Genomic DNA, 19518 nt, shown 5'->3' with positions numbered 1-19518 from the left:
CTTCTACAGGACTGCGCATATGACCAATCCATTACTAACGTCTTTTTCACTGCCGCCTTTTTCTGCAATTAAACCGGAGCATGTGGTGCCTGCGGTCACCAAAGCGTTGGCCGATTGCCGGGCGGCGGTAGAAGGCGTTGTGGCGCATGGCGCGCCGTATAGCTGGGAGAACCTCTGCCAGCCGTTGGCGGAAGCCGACGATGTTCTGGGGCGTATTTTCTCGCCAATTAGCCACTTAAACTCGGTGAAAAATAGTCCGGAGCTGCGTGAAGCCTACGAACAGACGCTGCCGCTGCTGTCTGAATACAGCACCTGGGTTGGGCAACATGAAGGGTTGTACAATGCGTACCGCGACCTGCGCGACGGCGATCATTACGCCACTCTGAATACCGCGCAGAAGAAAGCGGTTGATAACGCGCTGCGTGATTTTGAACTGTCCGGCATCGGCCTGCCGAAAGAGAAACAGCAGCGTTACGGCGAAATCGCCACTCGCCTGTCTGAGCTGGGCAACCAGTACAGCAACAACGTGCTCGATGCCACCATGGGCTGGACGAAGCTCATCACCGACGAAGCCGAGCTGGCGGGAATGCCGGAAAGCGCGCTCGCCGCCGCTAAAGCCCAGGCGGAAGCCAAAGAGCAGGAAGGTTACCTGCTGACCCTGGATATCCCGAGCTATCTGCCGGTCATGACCTACTGCGACAACCAGGCGTTGCGCGAAGAGATGTATCGCGCCTATTCCACTCGCGCCTCCGACCAGGGGCCGAACGCTGGTAAGTGGGATAATAGCCCGGTGATGGAAGAAATTCTTGCGCTGCGCCATGAACTGGCGCAACTGCTGGGCTTCGAAAATTATGCCCATGAATCGCTGGCCACCAAGATGGCGGAAAATCCGCAGCAGGTGCTCGATTTCTTAACCGATCTGGCGAAACGCGCCCGTCCGCAGGGGGAAAAAGAGCTGGCCCAGCTGCGCGCCTTCGCCAAAGCCGAATTTGGCGTTGAGGAGCTGCAACCGTGGGATATCGCGTACTACAGTGAAAAGCAAAAACAGCACCTGTACAGCATCAGCGATGAGCAGCTACGCCCGTACTTCCCGGAAAACAAAGCCGTGAATGGCCTGTTTGAAGTGGTGAAACGTATTTACGGCATCACCGCCAAAGAGCGTACTGACGTTGATGTCTGGCACCCGGAAGTGCGTTTCTTTGAACTGTATGACGAAAATAACGAGCTGCGCGGCAGCTTCTACCTTGACCTGTACGCGCGCGAACACAAACGCGGCGGGGCGTGGATGGACGACTGTGTCGGCCAGATGCGTAAAGCGGACGGCACATTGCAAAAGCCGGTCGCTTATCTGACCTGTAATTTCAACCGTCCGGTGAACGGTAAACCCGCTCTGTTTACCCATGACGAAGTGATCACCCTGTTCCACGAGTTTGGTCATGGCCTGCATCATATGCTGACCCGCATTGAGACCGCCGGGGTCTCCGGTATCAGCGGCGTGCCGTGGGACGCGGTCGAACTGCCAAGCCAGTTTATGGAAAACTGGTGCTGGGAGCCGGAAGCGCTGGCGTTTATCTCCGGCCACTATGAAACCGGCGAGCCGTTGCCGAAGGAACTGCTGGATAAAATGCTGGCGGCGAAAAACTATCAGGCGGCGCTGTTTATTCTGCGTCAACTGGAGTTCGGTTTGTTTGATTTCCGTCTGCATGCGGAATTTAACCCGCAGCAAGGGGCGAAAATTCTTGAGACGCTCTTTGAAATTAAAAAACAGGTCGCCGTGGTGCCGTCACCGACATGGGGCCGCTTCCCACACGCGTTCAGTCATATCTTTGCTGGCGGGTATGCGGCAGGCTACTACAGCTATCTGTGGGCCGACGTACTGGCGGCGGACGCTTATTCCCGCTTTGAGGAGGAAGGCATTTTCAACCGTGAGACCGGTCAGTCGTTCCTTGATAACATCCTGACTCGCGGTGGTTCTGAAGAGCCGATGGAACTCTTTAAACGCTTCCGTGGCCGTGAACCACAACTGGACGCGATGCTGGAGCATTACGGGATTAAAGGCTGATTTTACGTGCAAATCTGCTTAATGGATGAAACGGGCGCCACAGACGGCGCCTTATCTGTTCTGGCTGCCCGCTGGGGACTGGAGCATGACGAAGACAACCCGATGGCGCTGGTATTGACGCCGCAACATCTGGAGCTGCGCAAGCGCGACGAACCGAAGCTCGGCGGCATTTTTGTCGATTTTGTCGGCGGCGCGATGGCCCATCGACGTAAGTTCGGCGGCGGGCGCGGCGAAGCGGTGGCGAAAGCCGTTGGTATCAAAGGCGATTATCTGCCGGACGTGGTTGATGCCACGGCCGGACTGGGGCGCGATGCGTTTGTGCTGGCGTCCGTCGGTTGCCGCGTGCGGATGCTGGAGCGTAATCCGGTGGTCGCCGCGCTGCTCGACGACGGCCTGGCGCGCGGCTACGCCGATGCGGACATCGGTCCGTGGTTGCAGCAACGTTTGCAGTTGATTCATGCTTCCAGCCTGACGGCGTTAACCGATATCACGCCGCGCCCGCAGGTGGTCTACCTCGATCCGATGTTTCCTCACCGGCAGAAAAGCGCGCTGGTAAAGAAAGAGATGCGGGTATTTCAGTCGTTGGTGGGGCCGGATCTCGACGCCGACGGACTGCTGGAACCGGCGCGTCAGTTGGCGACCAAACGCGTGGTGGTTAAACGTCCCGATTATGCGCCGCCGCTGGCGGATGTCGCGACGCCCAACGCCATCGTTACCAAAGGGCATCGGTTTGATATTTATGCCGGAACCCCTCTGACGGAATAACGGATTGCCCGATGGCGTTGCGCTTATCGGGCCTACGATTCTCAATTATTTGTAGGCCGGATAAGGCGTAAGCCGCATCCGGCACTGAGTATTACTGTTCGGTATCTGGCGTATTAATCATTCGGTTTAACCACGGCACCATAATGGCCATCACCACGGTGACCGCCAGCGTTACCAGACCAATTTTGCTAAAGACGCCGGTATAAATTGGCAGCGTCTGCAACGGATCGGTGATGTTTTCCGGTACAGCAGTGAAGGTCGCCACATAACCGCCGAGCAGGAAGGCGGCGGCCTGGGTCAGGAACCACATTCCCAGAATAAAGCCCATCAGATGCTGCGGCACCAGAGCGGCGACCATTGCCAGCCCCAGCGCGCTAATCAGCAGCTCGCCCAGACTCTGGAACAGATACACCAGCACGATAAACCACGGCGACGTCAATCCTTGCGCATCGGCAAACCACATCCCGGCGGCGGCGGCGGTCAGAAAACCCAGCGCGCAGAGGAACATGCCGAGCGTAAACTTCATCGGCATAGTCAGATCTTTGCCTTTGCTACCCAGTCGGGTGTAAATCGCTGCCAGTACCGGACTGGCGACGACCACCCAGAATGGGTTCAGCGCCTGAAAACTCACCGGGTTAATGGCGAATCCAAGAATTTCATGATGTACGTTATTAATCGCAAAGAAGTTCAGCGAGGTAGGCATCTGCGCATACAGAATGTAAAACAGAACGGCTTCAATCATCAGAATAAACGCCACGAACATTTTATTGCGGCCGGTTTTATCCAGACGAAACGCTTCGCGAAAGAAGAAAATAGTGACGACGATAGAAAGGACGATGAGCACCAGATTGGCAATCTTAACGTTGTGCATCAGCCAGGCGCAGAGGAAAATCATGACGACGGTGCCGAGTAGTACCAGCAGCAAATTGCGAAAACGTAGCGGTTTATGATCCGGTTCAGAACCGATATTTTTCACCATGCCACGGCAGGCGAAGTACACCAGAAGCGCAACAATTAAACCAGCGCCGCACAGATTATAGGTCACCGCATAGCCAAATTTATCGGCAATCACCGGCGCCAGCGATAGCGATAACAAAGAACCGATGTTAATCGACATATAAAACAGGGTGAAAGCGCCATCCAGCCGGGGATCTTTAGGCTGATAGCATTTAGAGAGCAGGCTGGCGGGATTGGCTTTAAATAACCCGTTGCCCACGGCAATCGTACCCAGTGCGATAAAAATCAGATCGGGATTTAATAGCGACATGCCGGTCATAAAATAGCCAATCGCCAGCACAATCGCGCCCAGGACCAGGGTGCGTTTAGTCCCTAACAGATGGTCGCCAACATAGCCGCCGATGGAGATCAGGCCATAAACCAGCGCCGCAAAAGCGCCAAAGGTAATAAAGGCCTGTTCCTGAGAAAAACCCAATTGTTTAACGAAAAAGACCGCCAGGATGCCCTGGACGCCGTAATAGCCAAATCGTTCCCATAATTCTACAAAAAAGATCATGAAGAATGGACGAGGTTGCTGCAGCAAGCCCGTAGGTGCAGTTGTATTCATATTCCTTCGCCTTTTAATGCCATCCCGAAACGTATGAGCGCGTATATCAAAACGCGCCGAAAAGACTTACCCTGATATAGACTGCGGTTATTAGCCTGATCAATAGGTTATTATACAAATGATACGCAAACTAATTAGTGGATCACACTAATTATGTTTGGTGTGATGGAATGATGTACTGAGTACTGCGAAGAAGGGGGGATAAACAAAACGCCCACCTAAGCGGGCGTTGTTGTTGAGAGCCGGAATTTGCCTGATGGTTCAGGCAAACCTTATTGACTATAGACCAGATGCGGTTTTAGCCGCCAGCCGGCACGGCAAGTATTACTCTTCTTCGTCGCGCAGCGGCACAATCAGCATGTCAACGTGAACGGTGTTGATCAGCTGGCGCGCAGAAGACATCAGTTTGCTCCAGAAGTCCTGGTGATGACCGCAAACGACCAGATCCATATCGTATTTCTTGATGGCGTCAACCAGCACCTGGCCCAAATCGCCGCTACCGCTCAGGGTTTCAGTGATAGGGTAGCCAGCGTTGGTAGACAGCTCGGTCAGCGCGTGGTGGGTTTCTTCGGAGATACGTTTCTGCATATCGCCCAGATTGACGTCAATCAGACCGGTGTACAGGTCTGAATAATTCACGTCAACGTGGATGAGGGAGATTTTCGCGTTGTAGGGGCGCGCCATAGAGACCGCTTTTTCAACCAGAACTTTACTTTCCGGGGAGAGATCAACTGCGATAAGAATGTGTTTATAAGCCATAGTGTTACTCCTTCCATAAGTTGTCGATGACCATTGAGCTACTGGCGTTTCTTATGCCGCCGCGTCACCCGCGTCCTGCGAACTCTATGCGCGGGGCTAGCTCAGCCGTTTACCATAACTATCCTTACATTATAGCGACCAGGATAATCCGTCAATCTGCCTTGCTTGCCAGTTAGTTAAACAAAATTTTCAGGGAATTGCATTGATAGTGATTAACCTTCTGGTAAAAAAATTAACTGATCTCCTACAATGTGTATAAGAGCCGTTCGAATGCGGAGCGCTAATATGGACGGCTTTCGTAGTACTCTTTCACTGATTGTCTGGCAGGGTATCGGGGAGCGGTAGTCCCGGAGAGGAACTCCGTGGGCGGGTCGCCGGGGAGGAGATATGATAAGCACCGTCTCACTATTCTGGGCTTTATGTGTCGTTTGCATTGTTAATATGGCGCGCTATTTCTCATCGCTACGCGCACTGTTAGTGGTACTTCGTGGTTGCGATCCTTTGCTCTATCAATATGTCGATGGCGGCGGCTTCTTTACCACGCATGGTCAGCCCAACAAACAGGTGCGCCTGGTATGGTATATCTACGCTCAGCGCTATCGCGATCATCATGATGAAGAATTTATTCGCCGTTGTGAACGCGTGCGCCGCCAGTTTCTGCTGACCAGCGCGTTATGCGGTTTGGTGGTGGTGAGCTTGATTGCGCTCATGATTTGGCACTGAATAAAAAAAGCGGGCCAGTTTCCTGACCCGCTCGTGTTAGATAAGCCATCCCGGATGACGCCGCTTGTAGCGGCCTGTCAGGCCTGTGTTGCTTCATTCTGACAGGCCGGATTAGCGACAGCGCTATCCGGCCCATTTGGCTTAAATAATCTTCAGGGAAAGCCAGTACAGCACGCCGGAAAGAATAATCGCCGCCGGTAACGTAAATACCCAGGCCATCAGAATGCTGGTCACGGTTTTACGCTGCAACCCGCCGCCATCAACGACCATGGTTCCCGCCACTGAAGAGGAGAGTACGTGAGTGGTAGAAACTGGCATACCGGTGTAGCTGGCAAGACCGATAGAGACTGCCGCCGTCATCTGCGCCGACATTCCCTGCGCATACGTCATGCCTTTTTTACCAATTTTCTCGCCGATAGTGGTCGCCACGCGACGCCAGCCGATCATCGTACCAATACCCAGCGCCAACGCCACTGCCATAATGATCCACACCGGCGCATACTCAATGGTGCTTAACATATCGGTCTTCAGCTTTTTCAGCAGGCGCTGGTCATCGCTGCTTACGCCAGGCAATTTCACGACTTTGTCGGTCGTGTCGGAAATGCACAGCATAATGCGACGCAACTGGCTACGCTGTTCAACGCTTAACTTGTCGTAGCTTTCCACGTTTGCCAGCATCCCTTTCGCACGATTAAGCGCGTTAATGGTGTTAGCCGGATGGCAGTGGAATTCAGTCGGTTCAGTCGCGCCCGGTTCCGGAGAGGGAATCAGTTGGTCAACGCCGGTGACGGCTTTCAGCAGGTCAGGACGCTGCTCAAAGTACGTTTCGACATTGTTGATAGCATCGCGCGTACGGGTGATTTCGTAGCTGGAGGCATTCATATTGACCACGAAACCCGCAGGCGCGACGCCAATCAGCACCAGCATGACCAGGCCAATGCCTTTCTGACCATCGTTCGCGCCATGCGAAAACGCCACGCCGATAGCTGAGAGGATCAGCGCGATACGCGTCCAGAACGGCGGCTTTTTCTTGCCGTCTTTCTTTTCACGTTCGGCTGGCGTCAGGTGGATACGGGCACGTTTCTTAGTACCGCTCCAGTAGCGGCGCAGCAAGAAAATCAGACCGCCGGCGAATACCAGACCGACAATAGGGGAGATAATGAGTGAACCGAAAATATTGATAACTTTCGGGATGTTAAGCGCATCCACCACTGACGTGCCGGTCATCATCGCATTAGTTAAACCGATGCCGATAATGGCGCCAATCAGCGTGTGGGAACTGGACGCCGGCAACCCGAAATACCAGGTACCGAGGTTCCAGATAATCGCCGCCAGCAACATGGAAAAGACCATAGCGAGGCCGTGCGCGGAACCCATGTTGAGCAGGAGATCCGTCGGTAGCATATGCACAATGGCATACGCCACGCTGAGACCTCCCAGCAAAACGCCAAAAAAGTTAAACACCGCCGCCATGACAACCGCCAGCTGCGAACGCATCGCACGGGTGTAAATCACGGTTGCGACTGCATTGGCTGTGTCATGGAAGCCGTTAATCGCTTCGTAGAACAGCACAAAAGCCAGAGCAAGCAATAATAAAAGCCCGGTATGTAAATCCAGGCCAGCAAACAAATGTAGCATAGGACGTTACGCCATTTTGAGGACATGAACGCGGCGCATTATCAGTGACTTTGGCGGCGCGGGCAAAGTGAAATATAGACTTTTTTTGATGTACTTCGTGCTTTGTTTGATATCACTAAAGAATTATCTTATATATTTCAGATAAATACCATTTTCAGGTGCTTTTCGCGCTGGTGCGACCACTGAGGAAACTTTACAATTCCCGCCCGAATTTGAGAGAGGAAGGCGACGTGGAAAGGTTTGATGCCGTTATTATAGGCGCTGGCGCAGCGGGCATGTTTTGCGCCGCGCAGGCAGGACAGGCGGGTAGCCGCGTGCTGCTCATCGATAATGGCAAGAAGCCAGGACGTAAAATCCTCATGTCCGGCGGTGGGCGCTGCAACTTTACTAATCTTTATGTTGAGCCTGCTGCGTATTTGAGCCAGAACCCCCATTTTTGTAAATCAGCGTTAGCCCGCTATACCCAGTGGGATTTTATCGATCTGGTCGGCAGGTATGGGATAGCCTGGCATGAGAAAACGCTGGGACAGCTTTTTTGCGATGATTCCGCCCAACGCATTGTCGATATGCTGGTTGCCGAGTGCGACAAAGGCGGCGTAACGATGCGCCTGCGTAGCGAGGTACTGAGCGTCGAGCGTGATGAGTCGGGTTTCATACTGGCGCTGAACGGCGAGACGGTGACTACGCAAAAGCTGGTGATTGCCAGCGGCGGCCTGTCGATGCCGGGGCTTGGTGCATCGCCGTTTGGCTATAAAATCGCCGAACAGTTTGGTCTCAAGGTGTTGCCGACGCGCGCCGGGCTGGTGCCCTTTACGCTGCATAAGCCGCTGTTAGAACAGCTCCAGACGCTGTCTGGCGTCTCTGTGCCCTGCGTGATTACCGCCCGCAATGGCACGGTATTTCGGGAAAACCTACTTTTTACCCATCGTGGGCTGTCCGGCCCCGCTGTTTTACAGATTTCCAGCTACTGGCAACCGGGCGAGTTAGTGAGCATTAACTTATTGCCGGACCTCTCGCTGGAAGACGTTCTCAATGAACAGCGTAACGCGCACCCGAACCAGAGTCTGAAGAACACGCTGGCGATGCATTTGCCGAAACGGTTGGTGGAGTGTTTACAACAGTTGGGGCACATCCCGGATGTATCGCTCAGGCAGTTGAACGTTCGTGACCAGCAGGCGTTAGTTGACACGCTTACGGCCTGGCAAGTGCAGCCTAACGGCACCGAAGGCTATCGGACAGCGGAAGTGACGCTGGGCGGCGTGGATACAAACGAACTATCATCGCGGACTATGGAAGCGCGCCGCGTGCCGGGGCTCTATTTTATCGGCGAAGTGATGGACGTCACCGGCTGGTTGGGCGGCTATAACTTCCAGTGGGCGTGGTCGAGCGCCTGGGCCTGCGCGCAGGATTTGGCGGCAAAACGCTAAGTACCATTACAAACAATAAGCGAATAGACATCCCGGACAGAGGTGTTAGTATCGATTTATAGCAGTTATGAGTATGCGTGTTTCATTTACGGCCAGGAACGCTGATGATGACAACATTACTCCCTCTTTTCCGGGTACCTACATCATTCACTCCCTTTGACGGCGAGCGCTTCATCGGCGTCTGTTCGTCGTCTGGCCCCTTTTCTTTTTTCATTCTTATCCCGGATGGAAACCCCCGCTGAGCGCACGCCCGGCGGACTTTGTGACACGCATGGTTAGACAACAGGGATTACGGCGGGTCGATTATGGACAAAATGAAGCGTCATCTGGTGTGGTGGGGAGCGGGGATTCTTGTGGCGGTGGCCGCGATAGCCTGGTGGATGCTGCGCCCTGCGGGAATACCGGAGGGGTTTGCCGCCAGCAACGGCAGAATTGAAGCCACCGAAGTGGATATTGCCACTAAGATTGCCGGGCGTATTGATACCATCTTCGTTTCGGAAGGGCAGTTCGTTCGTCAGGGCGAGGTGCTGTCGAAAATGGATACCCGCGTATTGCAGGAGCAGCGGCTGGAGGCGATTGCGCAGATTAAAGAGGCCGAGAGCGCAGTTGCCGCCGCCCGTGCCTTGCTGGAGCAACGCCAGAGTGAAATGCGCGCCGCGCAGTCGGTCGTCAAACAGCGGGAAGCTGAGCTGGACTCCGTCTCTAAACGTCACGTGCGTTCTCGTTCGCTGTCACAGCGTGGCGCGGTATCTGTACAACAGTTAGATGACGATCGCGCGGCGGCGGAAAGCGCGCGCGCCGCCCTGGAGACCGCCAAAGCGCAGGTATCTGCGGCAAAAGCGGCGATTGAGGCGGCGCGTACCAGTATTATCCAGGCGCAAACGCGCGTGGAAGCGGCGCAGGCGACCGAGCGGCGTATTGTCGCCGACATCGACGACAGCGAATTAAAAGCGCCGCGCGATGGACGCGTGCAGTACCGCGTTGCGGAGCCGGGCGAAGTGTTATCGGCTGGCGGCCGGGTGTTGAACATGGTCGATCTTAGCGACGTTTATATGACATTTTTCCTGCCGACCGAACAGGCGGGGTTGTTGAAGATCGGCGGCGAAGCGCGACTGGTGCTGGACGCCGCGCCGGATCTGCGTATTCCGGCGACGATCAGTTTTGTCGCCAGCGTGGCGCAGTTCACACCCAAAACCGTGGAAACCCACGATGAACGGTTAAAGCTGATGTTCCGCGTCAAAGCGCGTATTCCGCCAGAGCTGCTGCGACAGCATCTGGAATATGTCAAAACCGGTTTGCCGGGAATGGCCTGGGTTCGTCTGGATGAGCGCGTGCCCTGGCCTGACGCTCTAAGCGTGAGGCTGTCGCAATGACGTCGCTGACGCTGGTGCCTGTTCCTCCCGTGGCGCAGCTTGAGGGGGTGAGCCAGCATTACGGAAAAACGGTCGCGCTGAACAATATCACGCTGGACATTCCCGCCCGTAGTATGGTCGGGCTGATTGGTCCGGACGGGGTGGGTAAGTCGAGCCTGCTGTCGCTGATTTCTGGCGCGCGGGTGATTGAGCAAGGGAACGTCATCGTCCTGGGCGGCGATATGCGCGATGCGAAACATCGCCGCGACGTCTGTCCGCGCATCGCCTGGATGCCGCAGGGGCTGGGGAAAAACCTTTATCACACGTTATCGGTTTATGAGAACGTCGATTTTTTCGCTCGTCTCTTTGGTCATGACAAAGCTGAACGCGAAGCGCGTATTACCGAGCTGCTGAACAGCACCGGCCTGGCGCCGTTTCGTGACCGTCCTGCCGGGAAGCTGTCCGGTGGGATGAAACAAAAGCTGGGGTTGTGCTGTGCGCTGATTCATGACCCGGAATTGCTGATTCTTGATGAGCCTACCACCGGCGTGGACCCGCTCTCCCGCGCTCAGTTCTGGGACTTAATCGACAGTATCCGCCAACGGCAGACCAATATGAGCGTGTTGGTCGCAACGGCCTATATGGAAGAGGCGGAGCGTTTTGACTGGCTGGTGGCGATGAATGCGGGCGAGATACTGGCAACCGGCAGCGCGCAGCAACTGCGGGCAAAAACCCATAGCGCGACGCTGGAACAGGCGTTTATCGCCCTGTTGCCAGAAGCGCAGCGCCAGGCGCATAAGCCAGTGGTGATCCCGCCCTATCACGCTGAGCAGGAAGAGATTGCCATTGAGGCGAAAGATCTGACCATGCGCTTCGGTAAGTTCGTCGCGGTTGACCATGTTAATTTCCGCATTCCGCGCGGCGAGATTTTTGGCTTCCTTGGTTCAAACGGTTGCGGCAAATCGACCACCATGAAAATGCTGACCGGTCTGCTTCCCGCCAGCGAAGGCCAGGCCTGGCTATTTGGCCAGCCGGTAGACCCGAACGACATCGATACCCGTCGCCGGGTCGGGTATATGTCGCAGGCTTTTTCGCTCTATAACGAACTCACCGTGCGGCAGAATCTGGAACTTCATGCCCGCCTGTTTCATATTCCGCCAGCGGAGATCCCGGCGCGCGTCGCGCAGATGATCGAACGCTTTATGCTAACGGAGGTGGAAGATACGCTCCCCGCTTCGTTGCCGCTCGGTATCCGCCAGCGTTTATCGCTGGCGGTAGCGGTGATCCATCGCCCGGAAATGCTGATTCTTGATGAGCCAACGTCCGGCGTTGATCCGGTCGCCAGGGATATGTTCTGGCAGCTTATGGTCGATCTTTCGCGTCAGGATAAGGTGACGATTTTTATCTCGACCCATTTTATGAACGAAGCGGAACGTTGCGACCGAATGTCATTGATGCACGCCGGTAAAGTGCTCGCCAGCGGTACGCCGCAGGAATTGGTGCAACAACGGGGCGCGGCCAATCTGGAAGCGGCGTTTATTTCCTGGCTACAGGAAGCTGCGGGAGCGGCGCCTGAAACCCCAATACCGCCATCCCAGACGCCCGCCGCGTCAGGTAAACCGTCGCGGCAGGGATTGAGCTTCCGGCGTTTGTTCAGCTACAGTCGCCGCGAAGCGCTGGAGCTACGCCGCGATCCGGTACGCTCGACGCTGGCGCTGCTGGGAACGGTAATTCTGATGCTGATTATGGGCTATGGCATCAGTATGGACGTGGAGAACCTGCGTTTTGCCGTACTCGACCGCGATCAAACCGTCAGTAGCCAGGCATGGTCGCTCAATCTGGCGGGATCGCGCTATTTTATCGAACAGCCGCCGCTCGCCAGCTATGACGAGCTTGACCGGCGGATGCGTTCGGGAGAGCTGGCGGTTGCCATTGAGATCCCGCCTAATTTTGGCCGCGATATTGCTCGCGGTACGCCAGCGCAGATTGGCGTCTGGGTGGATGGCGCCATGCCCAGCCGCGCCGAGACGGTGAAGGGGTATGTTCAGGCGATGCACCAAAGCTGGCTGCAGGAGGCGGCAAGTCGTCAGCCGAACCCGGTTAAACAGACCGGGCTGCTCAACATTGAAACGCGCTATCGTTATAACCCGGATGTGAAAAGTCTGCCCGCTATCGTTCCGGCGGTCATTCCGCTGCTGCTCATGATGATCCCGTCAATGCTTAGCGCCCTGAGCGTGGTGCGGGAGAAAGAGCTGGGGTCGATGATTAATCTGTACGTAACGCCGACGACGCGCAGCGAATTTTTGCTGGGTAAACAACTGCCGTATATCGCGCTGGGTATGCTGAACTTCTTGCTACTGTGCGCGCTGTCGGTCTTTGTGTTCGGCGTGCCGCTGAAAGGCAGCTTTCTCACGCTTACCCTGGCGGCGCTACTTTACGTCATCATCGCCACCGGTCTGGGGCTGCTGATCTCCACGTTTATGAAGAGCCAAATCGCCGCTATTTTTGGGACGTCGATTATTACCCTCATTCCGGCAACACAATTTTCCGGCATGATCGATCCGGTGGCTTCGCTGGAAGGACCGGGAAGATGGATCGGCGAGATCTACCCGACCAGCCATTTTCTGACGATCGCGCGTGGGACGTTTTCCAAAGCGTTGGATCTGTCCGATCTCTGGCCGTTATTTATGCCGTTACTGATTGCCGTCCCGGTGGTGATGGGTCTGAGCATTCTGCTGCTGAAAAAACAGGAGGGGTAATGCGCGGATTACGTAATATTTATAATCTCGGCGTTAAAGAACTGCGCAGTCTGCTGGGCGACAAAGCGATGCTGGCGCTGATTGTCTTCGCCTTTACGATTTCGGTTTACTCCTCCGCTACCGTCCTGCCCGGTTCGTTGCATCTTGCCCCTATCGCCATCGCCGATATGGATCAGTCACAGTTGTCGAACCGTATTGTGAATAGTTTTTACCGCCCGTGGTTTCTGCCGCCGGAGATGATTACGGCAACGGAAATGGATGCCGGACTGGATGCCGGACGCTATACCTTTGCGGTCAATATTCCGCCGAATTTCCAGCGTGATGTGCTGGCCGGACGTCAGCCTGATATTCAGGTTAACGTCGATGCGACGCGCATGAGCCAGGCGTTTACCGGCAACAGTTATATCCAGAATATTATTAGCGGCGAGGTCAACAGCTTTGTGGCGCGCGCGCGGGGAGATAACGTTCAGCCGGTGTCGCTGGAGATTCGGATGCGCTTTAACCCAAATCTGGACCCGGCGTGGTTTGGCGGCGTGATGGCGATTATCAACAACATTACCATGCTGGCGATAGTGCTGACCGGATCGGCGCTGATCCGCGAGCGAGAACACGGCACGGTAGAGCATCTGTTAGTGATGCCGGTCACGCCCTTTGAGATCATGATGGCGAAAGTGTGGTCGATGGGGCTGGTCGTGCTGGTGGTTTCCGGTTTGTCTTTGATGTTGATGGTGAAAGGCGTACTTGGCGTACCGATTGAAGGATCGATCCCATTGTTTATGTTGGGCGTGGCGCTGAGCCTTTTCGCCACCACTTCAATTGGGATTTTTATGGGCACCATCGCCCGTTCGATGCCGCAGCTGGGGTTATTAATGATTCTGGTACTGTTGCCGCTACAAATGCTTTCCGGCGGTTCCACGCCGCGCGAAAGTATGCCGCAGGCGGTGCAGGATATTATGCTGACCATGCCGACGACGCATTTTGTCAGCCTTGCCCAGGCGATTCTTTATCGCGGCGCAGGTTTGAGCATCGTCTGGCCGCAGTTCCTGACCCTGCTGGCGATAGGCGGCGTGTTCTTCCTGATAGCGCTGTTACGCTTCAGAAAAACGATTGGCACGATGGCGTGAACACTATTGCCGGAGGGCGGCTGCGCCTCATCCGGCCTACAAACGACGACGTGCGAGCGTAGGCCGGGCAAGCGAAGCGCCCCCGGCAAGGCGCTGGGGCATTAGTCTTCTTTCGGCAAGCACTGCAAGTGGCCGTGGCGCACGCCGCGCTGGGCGATAACATCATCGGCAAAATGCTGTACGTCGCCCATATCGCCCTTCAGAACGGCGATCTCCAGACAGTCATCGTGGTTGATATGGACGTGCAGCGTGGCGACGGATAAATCATGATGATGATGCTGGGTGGAGACGATGCGGCTGGCTAAATCCCGTTTCTCATGTTCATAAACATATGAAAGTACCGCGAAACCCTGTGTACCGTGTTCCTGGGTGGCCTCCTGCGCCAGAGCGCCGCGCAAAATATCACGGATCGCTTCGGAGCGATTGTTATAGCCGCGTCGCTGGCTCAGGCTGTCCAGCGTTTCCAGTAAATCGTCATCGAGGGTGATGGTGACACGTTGCATCTGACTTAAACCTTTTGGTATGGCGCGTCGGCGCATGGGAAGCTCCGCATTTTGTAACACACGTCCGCCGCCAGAGGGAAAAATTAATGTGTCATAACGCTTTTGTTATCGTCTGCGGCGTCAGCGTAAACGGTGTGGGGGTACAGACTGCCAGACTGAGCGTATCGAGCTGACACTGGCTGACCGACAAGGCAGAGGGCAACGTGCTGTCCACGCTGACGATTTGCCAGGCGCTGCCGCCGCGTTGTTTTACGATGGCTTCTTTACGCGTCCAGATACGCCAGAAGGCCGCCAGTTGTCGCTCCGGACGTTCCGCTTCCATTTCAGCATGTTCGCCGAGGCTGAATACCGCATTTGCCAGCGAACGCCAGTTATCGCGCGGGCGGATCACTTCAATATCGCAGCCGACTTCACCTTCGTCGCTAAGCAACAGAGCAATAGTGTCGCCGCTATGGCTGAGGTTAAACCACAGCGGCGTTCCGGCGGAAAAAGCCGGTTTACCCTGTTCGCCATACACCATCTCCGGTAGCGGCGAGAGCGCACGGGAAAGCAGCACGCGCCCGGCCAGCCAGCTTGCCCGGCGAACGCCCTGCGGTGCCTGAGCGATTAACGCGTCGGGCAATTGACCTGCGCTTAATGTTGACACTTTTCCCAGAACGATCTGGTACATATCAGGACCAACGTTGCCTATGAAGAAGAGGAGATTGTAGCATCTGTCGCCTCATCCCGGTAAACGGCTTTTCGGTCGGCCTGGCCCCAGCAAGATCGCCAGTTTGCTGCCGCCTTTAGTAGTTTCCATCCAGATTTTGCAGACGCTGGTCAAAGGAACGGACAAGAGCATCCCGACCGGGCCTAATAGCCATCCCCAGACCAATAACGAAAGAAATACCACCAGCGTGGACATTCCCAGACGATGGCCCATCATGCGTGGCTCCATAATGTTGCCAATCACCATATGGACCACCAAAAAGAGCGCGCCGACCAGTACGCACTCGTAAAAACCGTTAAATAACAGCGCCTGAATCATGGGGGGAACGGCGGAAATCACCGAGCCGATATTAGGAACGTAATTGAGCAAAAAGGCCAGTACGCCCCACATTAGCGCAAACTGAATATCCATTAACGCCAGTCCCAGCCAGATAATCGCGCCCGTCCATAAACTGAGCAGCGTTTTCAGCGCCAGATAATGCGAGACGCCTTTCAGGGCGCGGTGCAGGCCGGCAATATGGATTTGTGGATTGTTTAGCGCGAAACGTAATTTATAAGGCACGTGACGCACCTCAAACAGCATAAAAACCACGGTCATCACCAGCAGCACAATGCTTGCCATCGCGCCCGATACGCCGGTCATTAATGTTGTGGTGAAGAGCATGATTTTATCGGAATCCATCCCGCGGAGCATACGTTCCGGCGACATATGTAAATTCAGGAAGGGCATTAACTCCTGAAGGTGTAAGACCTTACGCGTCAGCTCCTTGCTGTATTTAGGCAGCATAGCGATAAATTCATTAAGCGATGCAGCAAGCACACCCACCAGCGCGGTAAGCACGATCAGCATGACGACCACCACGATAGTAATCGCCAGCGGTCGCTTCACGCCCCGACGAATAAACCAGGTCACTAATGGGTTAAGAACGATGGCAAAAAAGAGCGCCAGCAAGAGTTGTACAATAATATCCGCCGCGGCATGAATCCCGGCGAGAATAATAACCAGGGAGGCCAGTTTCAGCAGAATATGCATACCCGTTTTGTCGGGTTGAGCGGTTGCCATGAAGTTTTCCTTGTTGTGTTTTTTTCTAAGTGTAGCGGCTGCCCTGATACCGATAATCTGAATCTCACTACTGATTTTCACCGCGCGCCATGATAGAAAAGAAAACATGTTGTAAAAATGCGGTGATACTCATGCCCGAACCCGTCGCTGAACCGGCGCTAAACGGATTGCGCCTCAATCTGCGTATTGTCTCCATTGTGATGTTTAACTTTGCCAGCTACCTGACCATCGGCCTGCCGCTCGCCGTCTTGCCAGGCTATGTGCATGATGCGATGGGATTCAGCGCGTTCTGGGCGGGGCTTATTATCAGCCTGCAATACTTCGCCACTCTGTTAAGCCGTCCCCATGCCGGGCGGTATGCGGATGTATTAGGGCCGAAAAAAATCGTTGTCTTTGGCTTATGCGGCTGTTTTTTAAGCGGACTCGGCTACCTGCTGGCGGATATCGCCAGCGCCTGGCCGATGCTCAGTTTGTTGCTACTGGGGCTGGGTCGCGTGATTTTGGGGATTGGGCAAAGTTTTGCCGGCACCGGTTCGACACTGTGGGGCGTCGGCGTCGTCGGGTCGTTGCATATTGGTCGGGTTATCTCCTGGAACGGTATCGTCACCTACGGCGCAATGGCGATGGGCGCGCCGCTGGGCGTGCTGTGTTATGCCTGGGGCGGGTTACAGGGGCTGGCGCTAACGGTGATGGGCGTGGCGCTGTTGGCGATACTGTTAGCCCTTCCACGTCCGTCGGTGAAGGCGAACAAAGGCAAGCCGCTGCCGTTTCGCGCGGTGCTGGGGCGTGTCTGGCTGTATGGTATGGCGTTGGCGCTGGCCTCGGCAGGGTTTGGCGTCATCGCGACGTTTATTACCTTATTTTATGATGCTAAAGGTTGGGATGGCGCCGCCTTTGCGCTCACGTTATTTAGCGTCGCGTTTGTCGGCACGCGTTTGCTGTTCCCTAACGGCATCAATCGTTTAGGCGGGTTGAATGTCGCCATGATCTGCTTTGGCGTGGAGATTATTGGTCTGTTACTGGTGGGGACGGCAGCCATGCCGTGGATGGCAAAAATCGGCGTTTTACTCACGGGGATGGGGTTTTCGCTGGTCTTTCCGGCGCTGGGCGTGGTGGCCGTCAAAGCCGTGCCGCCGCAGAACCAGGGCGCGGCGCTGGCGACCTATACCGTCTTTATGGATATGTCTTTGGGGGTTACCGGGCCGCTGGCGGGGCTGGTGATGACCTGGGCGGGCGTGCCGGTGATTTATCTGGCGGCGGCCGGGCTGGTAGCGATGGCGCTATTACTGACCTGGCGCTTAAAAAAACGGCCTCCGTCTGCACTGCCGGAGGCCGCATCATCATCGTGAAGGTTACTTAATAACCAACGTATTGATGATGTTTTCAGCTGTGGTTTGCGCTTTTTGCTGATTGTCCGCAGGCAGCGTGACCTGAATCGTCAGCAATTGGTTATCCACTTTGCCCAGCACGATGGAAGAGTACGCCGTCTGGCCCTTCGCGGAGATAATGCTGTCCAGTTGTTGCAACGTATGGCCTTTGAGCTCAATAGACTTATTGGTGACGACCTGAAGCTGCGGGTCGCGGCTACGCTGTTGCTCAAGCAGGCGGTTCGCCAGCACCGGCAACGCTTCATCGGTATTATCGCCGACGATAACAATCACCGCTTTCTGGCCCGTCGGGTCAGAATAAACGTGCATATTATTCGCCTGGGTGCCCAGCTTACCGCTTTGATCGGTCATATCCGCCGGCAGTGAGAAACTGAGTTTGCCATCCATCAGACTGATGGGCTGACCGGAGGCCTGGCTTTCTGCGGCGGCGCTTTCTGCCGACGCTTTTGTATCGTTGTTATCACAGGCCGCAAGCCCCATAACCAGCAGGCCAATACCGGCATATTTAACCAAATTGCGCATTGACTTCTTCCTTTCGATAAACGGCCATAACGGCTCATTCGCTCATCTTATCACAACTCGGAAAACGAACCTTTAACTTGCCGGTAATGGGGAAATTTCAGATTTATCTGCCAGCTTTTTCAGCAACATATTCAGTAGAACGCCGTACATCGGCAGGAAGAAAATAATGCTGATGAGCACCTTAAAGCAATAATCCACCAGCGCAATTTCCATCCAGTGCTCGGCCATAAAGGCATCGGGGCTTCGCCAGAACGCAATGAAGAAAAAGGCAAGGGTATCGCTGATATTGCCAAACAGCGTTGAAGCGGTCGGCGCCAGCCACCAGCGACGATTTTGGCGCAGGCGGTTAAACACATGGACATCAAGGATCTGTCCCAGCGCGTAGGCCATAAAGCTGGCGGCGGCGATACGGGCGACAAACAGATTAAAGTTCGCCAGCGCGGCGAAACCTTGCCAGGCGCCCATATAGAACAGCGATGACACCACATATGACACCAGCAGCGCAGGGATCATGACGGCGAAGATAATGCGGCGCGCCAGCGGTGCGCCAAAAATACGCACGGTAAGATCGGTGGCGAGAAAAATAAAAGGAAAACTAAACGCGCCCCAGGTCGTGTGGAAACCAAAAATAGTGATGGGGAGCTGCACCAGATAGTTACTGGAAATGATCACCAGTAAATGGAATAGCGATAGCCAGAACAACGCTTTTACGCGCTGTGATTGTGTAAACGGAGTCATATTGTGACCTTTTTGTTGGATGGGGTGAGGGAACCCAATAAAGAACCGCCGCATAATACTGTTTTGCGCTGGCATTGCAATGGCTAATTTTCACGCAATCGTTAACCTGCCTGGCTTACTGACGAAGATGGGCGTAAAATATCGCCGTTTTTCTACCATTGAGACGAAGATGAGCGATCTGTTTTCCTCCCCTGACCATACGCTTGACGCCCTGGGGCTGCGTTGCCCTGAACCGGTAATGATGGTGCGCAAAACGGTGCGCAACATGCAAACTGGCGAAACATTGCTGATTATCGCCGACGATCCGGCGACAACGCGTGATATTCCGGGGTTCTGTACCTTTATGGAACACGATTTGCTGGCGCAAGAGACGGAGGGTCTGCCGTACCGCTATTTATTGCGTAAAGCGCATTAACCGCACGG

The 19518-nt window shown here is 55.0% G+C and carries 17 protein-coding genes; 9 read left to right on the top strand and 8 right to left on the bottom strand.

The genetic code is table 11. The annotated features are described in order from the left end of the window. Positions 1-19: 19 nt before the first annotated feature. Both prlC and rsmJ read left to right on the top strand, forming a co-directional pair. The gene (prlC, locus tag J4614_RS15730) at positions 20-2062 is read left to right on the top strand and encodes an oligopeptidase A (protein ID WP_000184178.1); all 2043 of its coding nucleotides are present in this window, start codon (positions 20-22) and stop codon (positions 2060-2062) included. Positions 2063-2068: 6 nt separating this feature from the next. Further along, entirely contained in the window at positions 2069-2827 is a 759-nt protein-coding gene (rsmJ, locus tag J4614_RS15725) for a 16S rRNA (guanine(1516)-N(2))-methyltransferase RsmJ (protein ID WP_001631171.1), read from the top strand. Positions 2828-2918: 91 nt separating this feature from the next. Here the strand turns inward: rsmJ and dtpB are convergent, their stop codons facing one another. Together dtpB and uspA are read right to left on the bottom strand one after the other, a co-directional pair. Then, the gene (dtpB, locus tag J4614_RS15720; RefSeq protein WP_001098274.1) at positions 2919-4391 is read right to left on the bottom strand and encodes a dipeptide/tripeptide permease DtpB; all 1473 of its coding nucleotides are present in this window, start codon (positions 4389-4391) and stop codon (positions 2919-2921) included. Positions 4392-4715: 324 nt separating this feature from the next. After that, the gene (gene uspA, locus J4614_RS15715) at positions 4716-5150 is read right to left on the bottom strand and encodes a universal stress protein UspA (protein ID WP_000323565.1); all 435 of its coding nucleotides are present in this window, start codon (positions 5148-5150) and stop codon (positions 4716-4718) included. Between the two features lie 387 nt (positions 5151-5537). On the opposite strand from uspA, the gene uspB reads away from it, so the two are divergent. Next, positions 5538-5873 carry a universal stress protein UspB gene (gene uspB, locus J4614_RS15710; RefSeq protein ID WP_000626193.1) on the top strand — a complete coding sequence of 112 codons (336 nt, stop codon included), beginning with the start codon at positions 5538-5540 and terminating at the stop codon, positions 5871-5873. 141 nt (positions 5874-6014) lie between these two features. Here uspB and pitA read toward each other — a convergent pair whose 3' ends face one another. Continuing rightward, the gene (gene pitA / locus J4614_RS15705) at positions 6015-7511 is read right to left on the bottom strand and encodes an inorganic phosphate transporter PitA (protein ID WP_000902764.1); all 1497 of its coding nucleotides are present in this window, start codon (positions 7509-7511) and stop codon (positions 6015-6017) included. A gap of 230 nt (positions 7512-7741) precedes the next feature. Here pitA and J4614_RS15700 point away from each other — a divergent pair, with 230 nt between their 5' ends. From J4614_RS15700 to J4614_RS15685, 4 genes are all read left to right on the top strand, one after another. Continuing rightward, positions 7742-8938: an NAD(P)/FAD-dependent oxidoreductase gene (locus J4614_RS15700; protein ID WP_001627041.1), complete on the top strand. Its 1197-nt coding sequence runs from the start codon at positions 7742-7744 to the stop codon at positions 8936-8938. Between the two features lie 305 nt (positions 8939-9243). Next, entirely contained in the window at positions 9244-10311 is a 1068-nt protein-coding gene (locus J4614_RS15695; protein WP_208293234.1) for an HlyD family efflux transporter periplasmic adaptor subunit, read from the top strand. Further along, positions 10308-13049, top strand: a complete 2742-nt coding sequence (gene rbbA, locus J4614_RS15690) for a ribosome-associated ATPase/putative transporter RbbA (protein ID WP_000202924.1) — start codon at positions 10308-10310, stop codon at positions 13047-13049. The genes J4614_RS15695 and rbbA overlap by 4 nt, the downstream gene beginning before the upstream one ends. Beyond that, positions 13049-14173: an ABC transporter permease gene (locus J4614_RS15685; RefSeq protein ID WP_001214750.1), complete on the top strand. Its 1125-nt coding sequence runs from the start codon at positions 13049-13051 to the stop codon at positions 14171-14173. Before rbbA ends, J4614_RS15685 begins: the two co-directional genes overlap by 1 nt. A gap of 101 nt (positions 14174-14274) precedes the next feature. Here J4614_RS15685 and nikR read toward each other — a convergent pair whose 3' ends face one another. The 3 genes from nikR to J4614_RS15670 all read right to left on the bottom strand — a co-directional run bounded on the left by nikR (position 14275) and on the right by J4614_RS15670 (position 16447). Continuing rightward, on the bottom strand, positions 14275-14676 hold the full coding sequence (nikR, locus tag J4614_RS15680) for a nickel-responsive transcriptional regulator NikR (RefSeq protein WP_001190057.1): 402 nt from the start codon (positions 14674-14676) through the stop codon (positions 14275-14277). A gap of 91 nt (positions 14677-14767) precedes the next feature. Next, positions 14768-15346, bottom strand: coding sequence for a 4'-phosphopantetheinyl transferase AcpT (gene acpT, locus J4614_RS15675; protein WP_000284366.1), 579 nt, complete (start codon positions 15344-15346; stop codon positions 14768-14770). 51 nt (positions 15347-15397) lie between these two features. Continuing rightward, complete coding sequence (locus tag J4614_RS15670) at positions 15398-16447, bottom strand: AI-2E family transporter (protein WP_000179588.1); 1050 nt, start codon at positions 16445-16447, stop codon at positions 15398-15400. 89 nt (positions 16448-16536) lie between these two features. Here J4614_RS15670 and J4614_RS15665 point away from each other — a divergent pair, with 89 nt between their 5' ends. Then, positions 16537-17796, top strand: a complete 1260-nt coding sequence (locus tag J4614_RS15665; RefSeq protein WP_094914871.1) for an MFS transporter — start codon at positions 16537-16539, stop codon at positions 17794-17796. A 3-nt stretch (positions 17797-17799) separates the two neighbouring features. On the opposite strand, the gene J4614_RS15660 is transcribed toward J4614_RS15665, so the two are convergent. Together J4614_RS15660 and J4614_RS15655 are read right to left on the bottom strand one after the other, a co-directional pair. Continuing rightward, complete coding sequence (locus J4614_RS15660; protein WP_001245277.1) at positions 17800-18357, bottom strand: DcrB family lipoprotein; 558 nt, start codon at positions 18355-18357, stop codon at positions 17800-17802. Positions 18358-18429: 72 nt separating this feature from the next. Beyond that, entirely contained in the window at positions 18430-19095 is a 666-nt protein-coding gene (locus J4614_RS15655) for a 7-cyano-7-deazaguanine/7-aminomethyl-7-deazaguanine transporter (protein ID WP_001519906.1), read from the bottom strand. Positions 19096-19264: 169 nt separating this feature from the next. Between J4614_RS15655 and tusA the strand changes: the two genes are divergently transcribed. Continuing rightward, complete coding sequence (gene tusA, locus J4614_RS15650; protein ID WP_001541054.1) at positions 19265-19510, top strand: sulfurtransferase TusA; 246 nt, start codon at positions 19265-19267, stop codon at positions 19508-19510. The last annotated feature ends 8 nt before the right edge of the window (positions 19511-19518 follow it).

It is taken from the genome of Salmonella sp. 32031103-2018-00083-FB-01-SM-01, assembly GCF_017571995.1.
Lineage (GTDB): Bacteria > Pseudomonadota > Gammaproteobacteria > Enterobacterales > Enterobacteriaceae > Salmonella > Salmonella enterica.
Note: the sequence above shows the minus strand (reverse complement) of the source record. Positions and strands in the feature narration are given on the sequence as shown.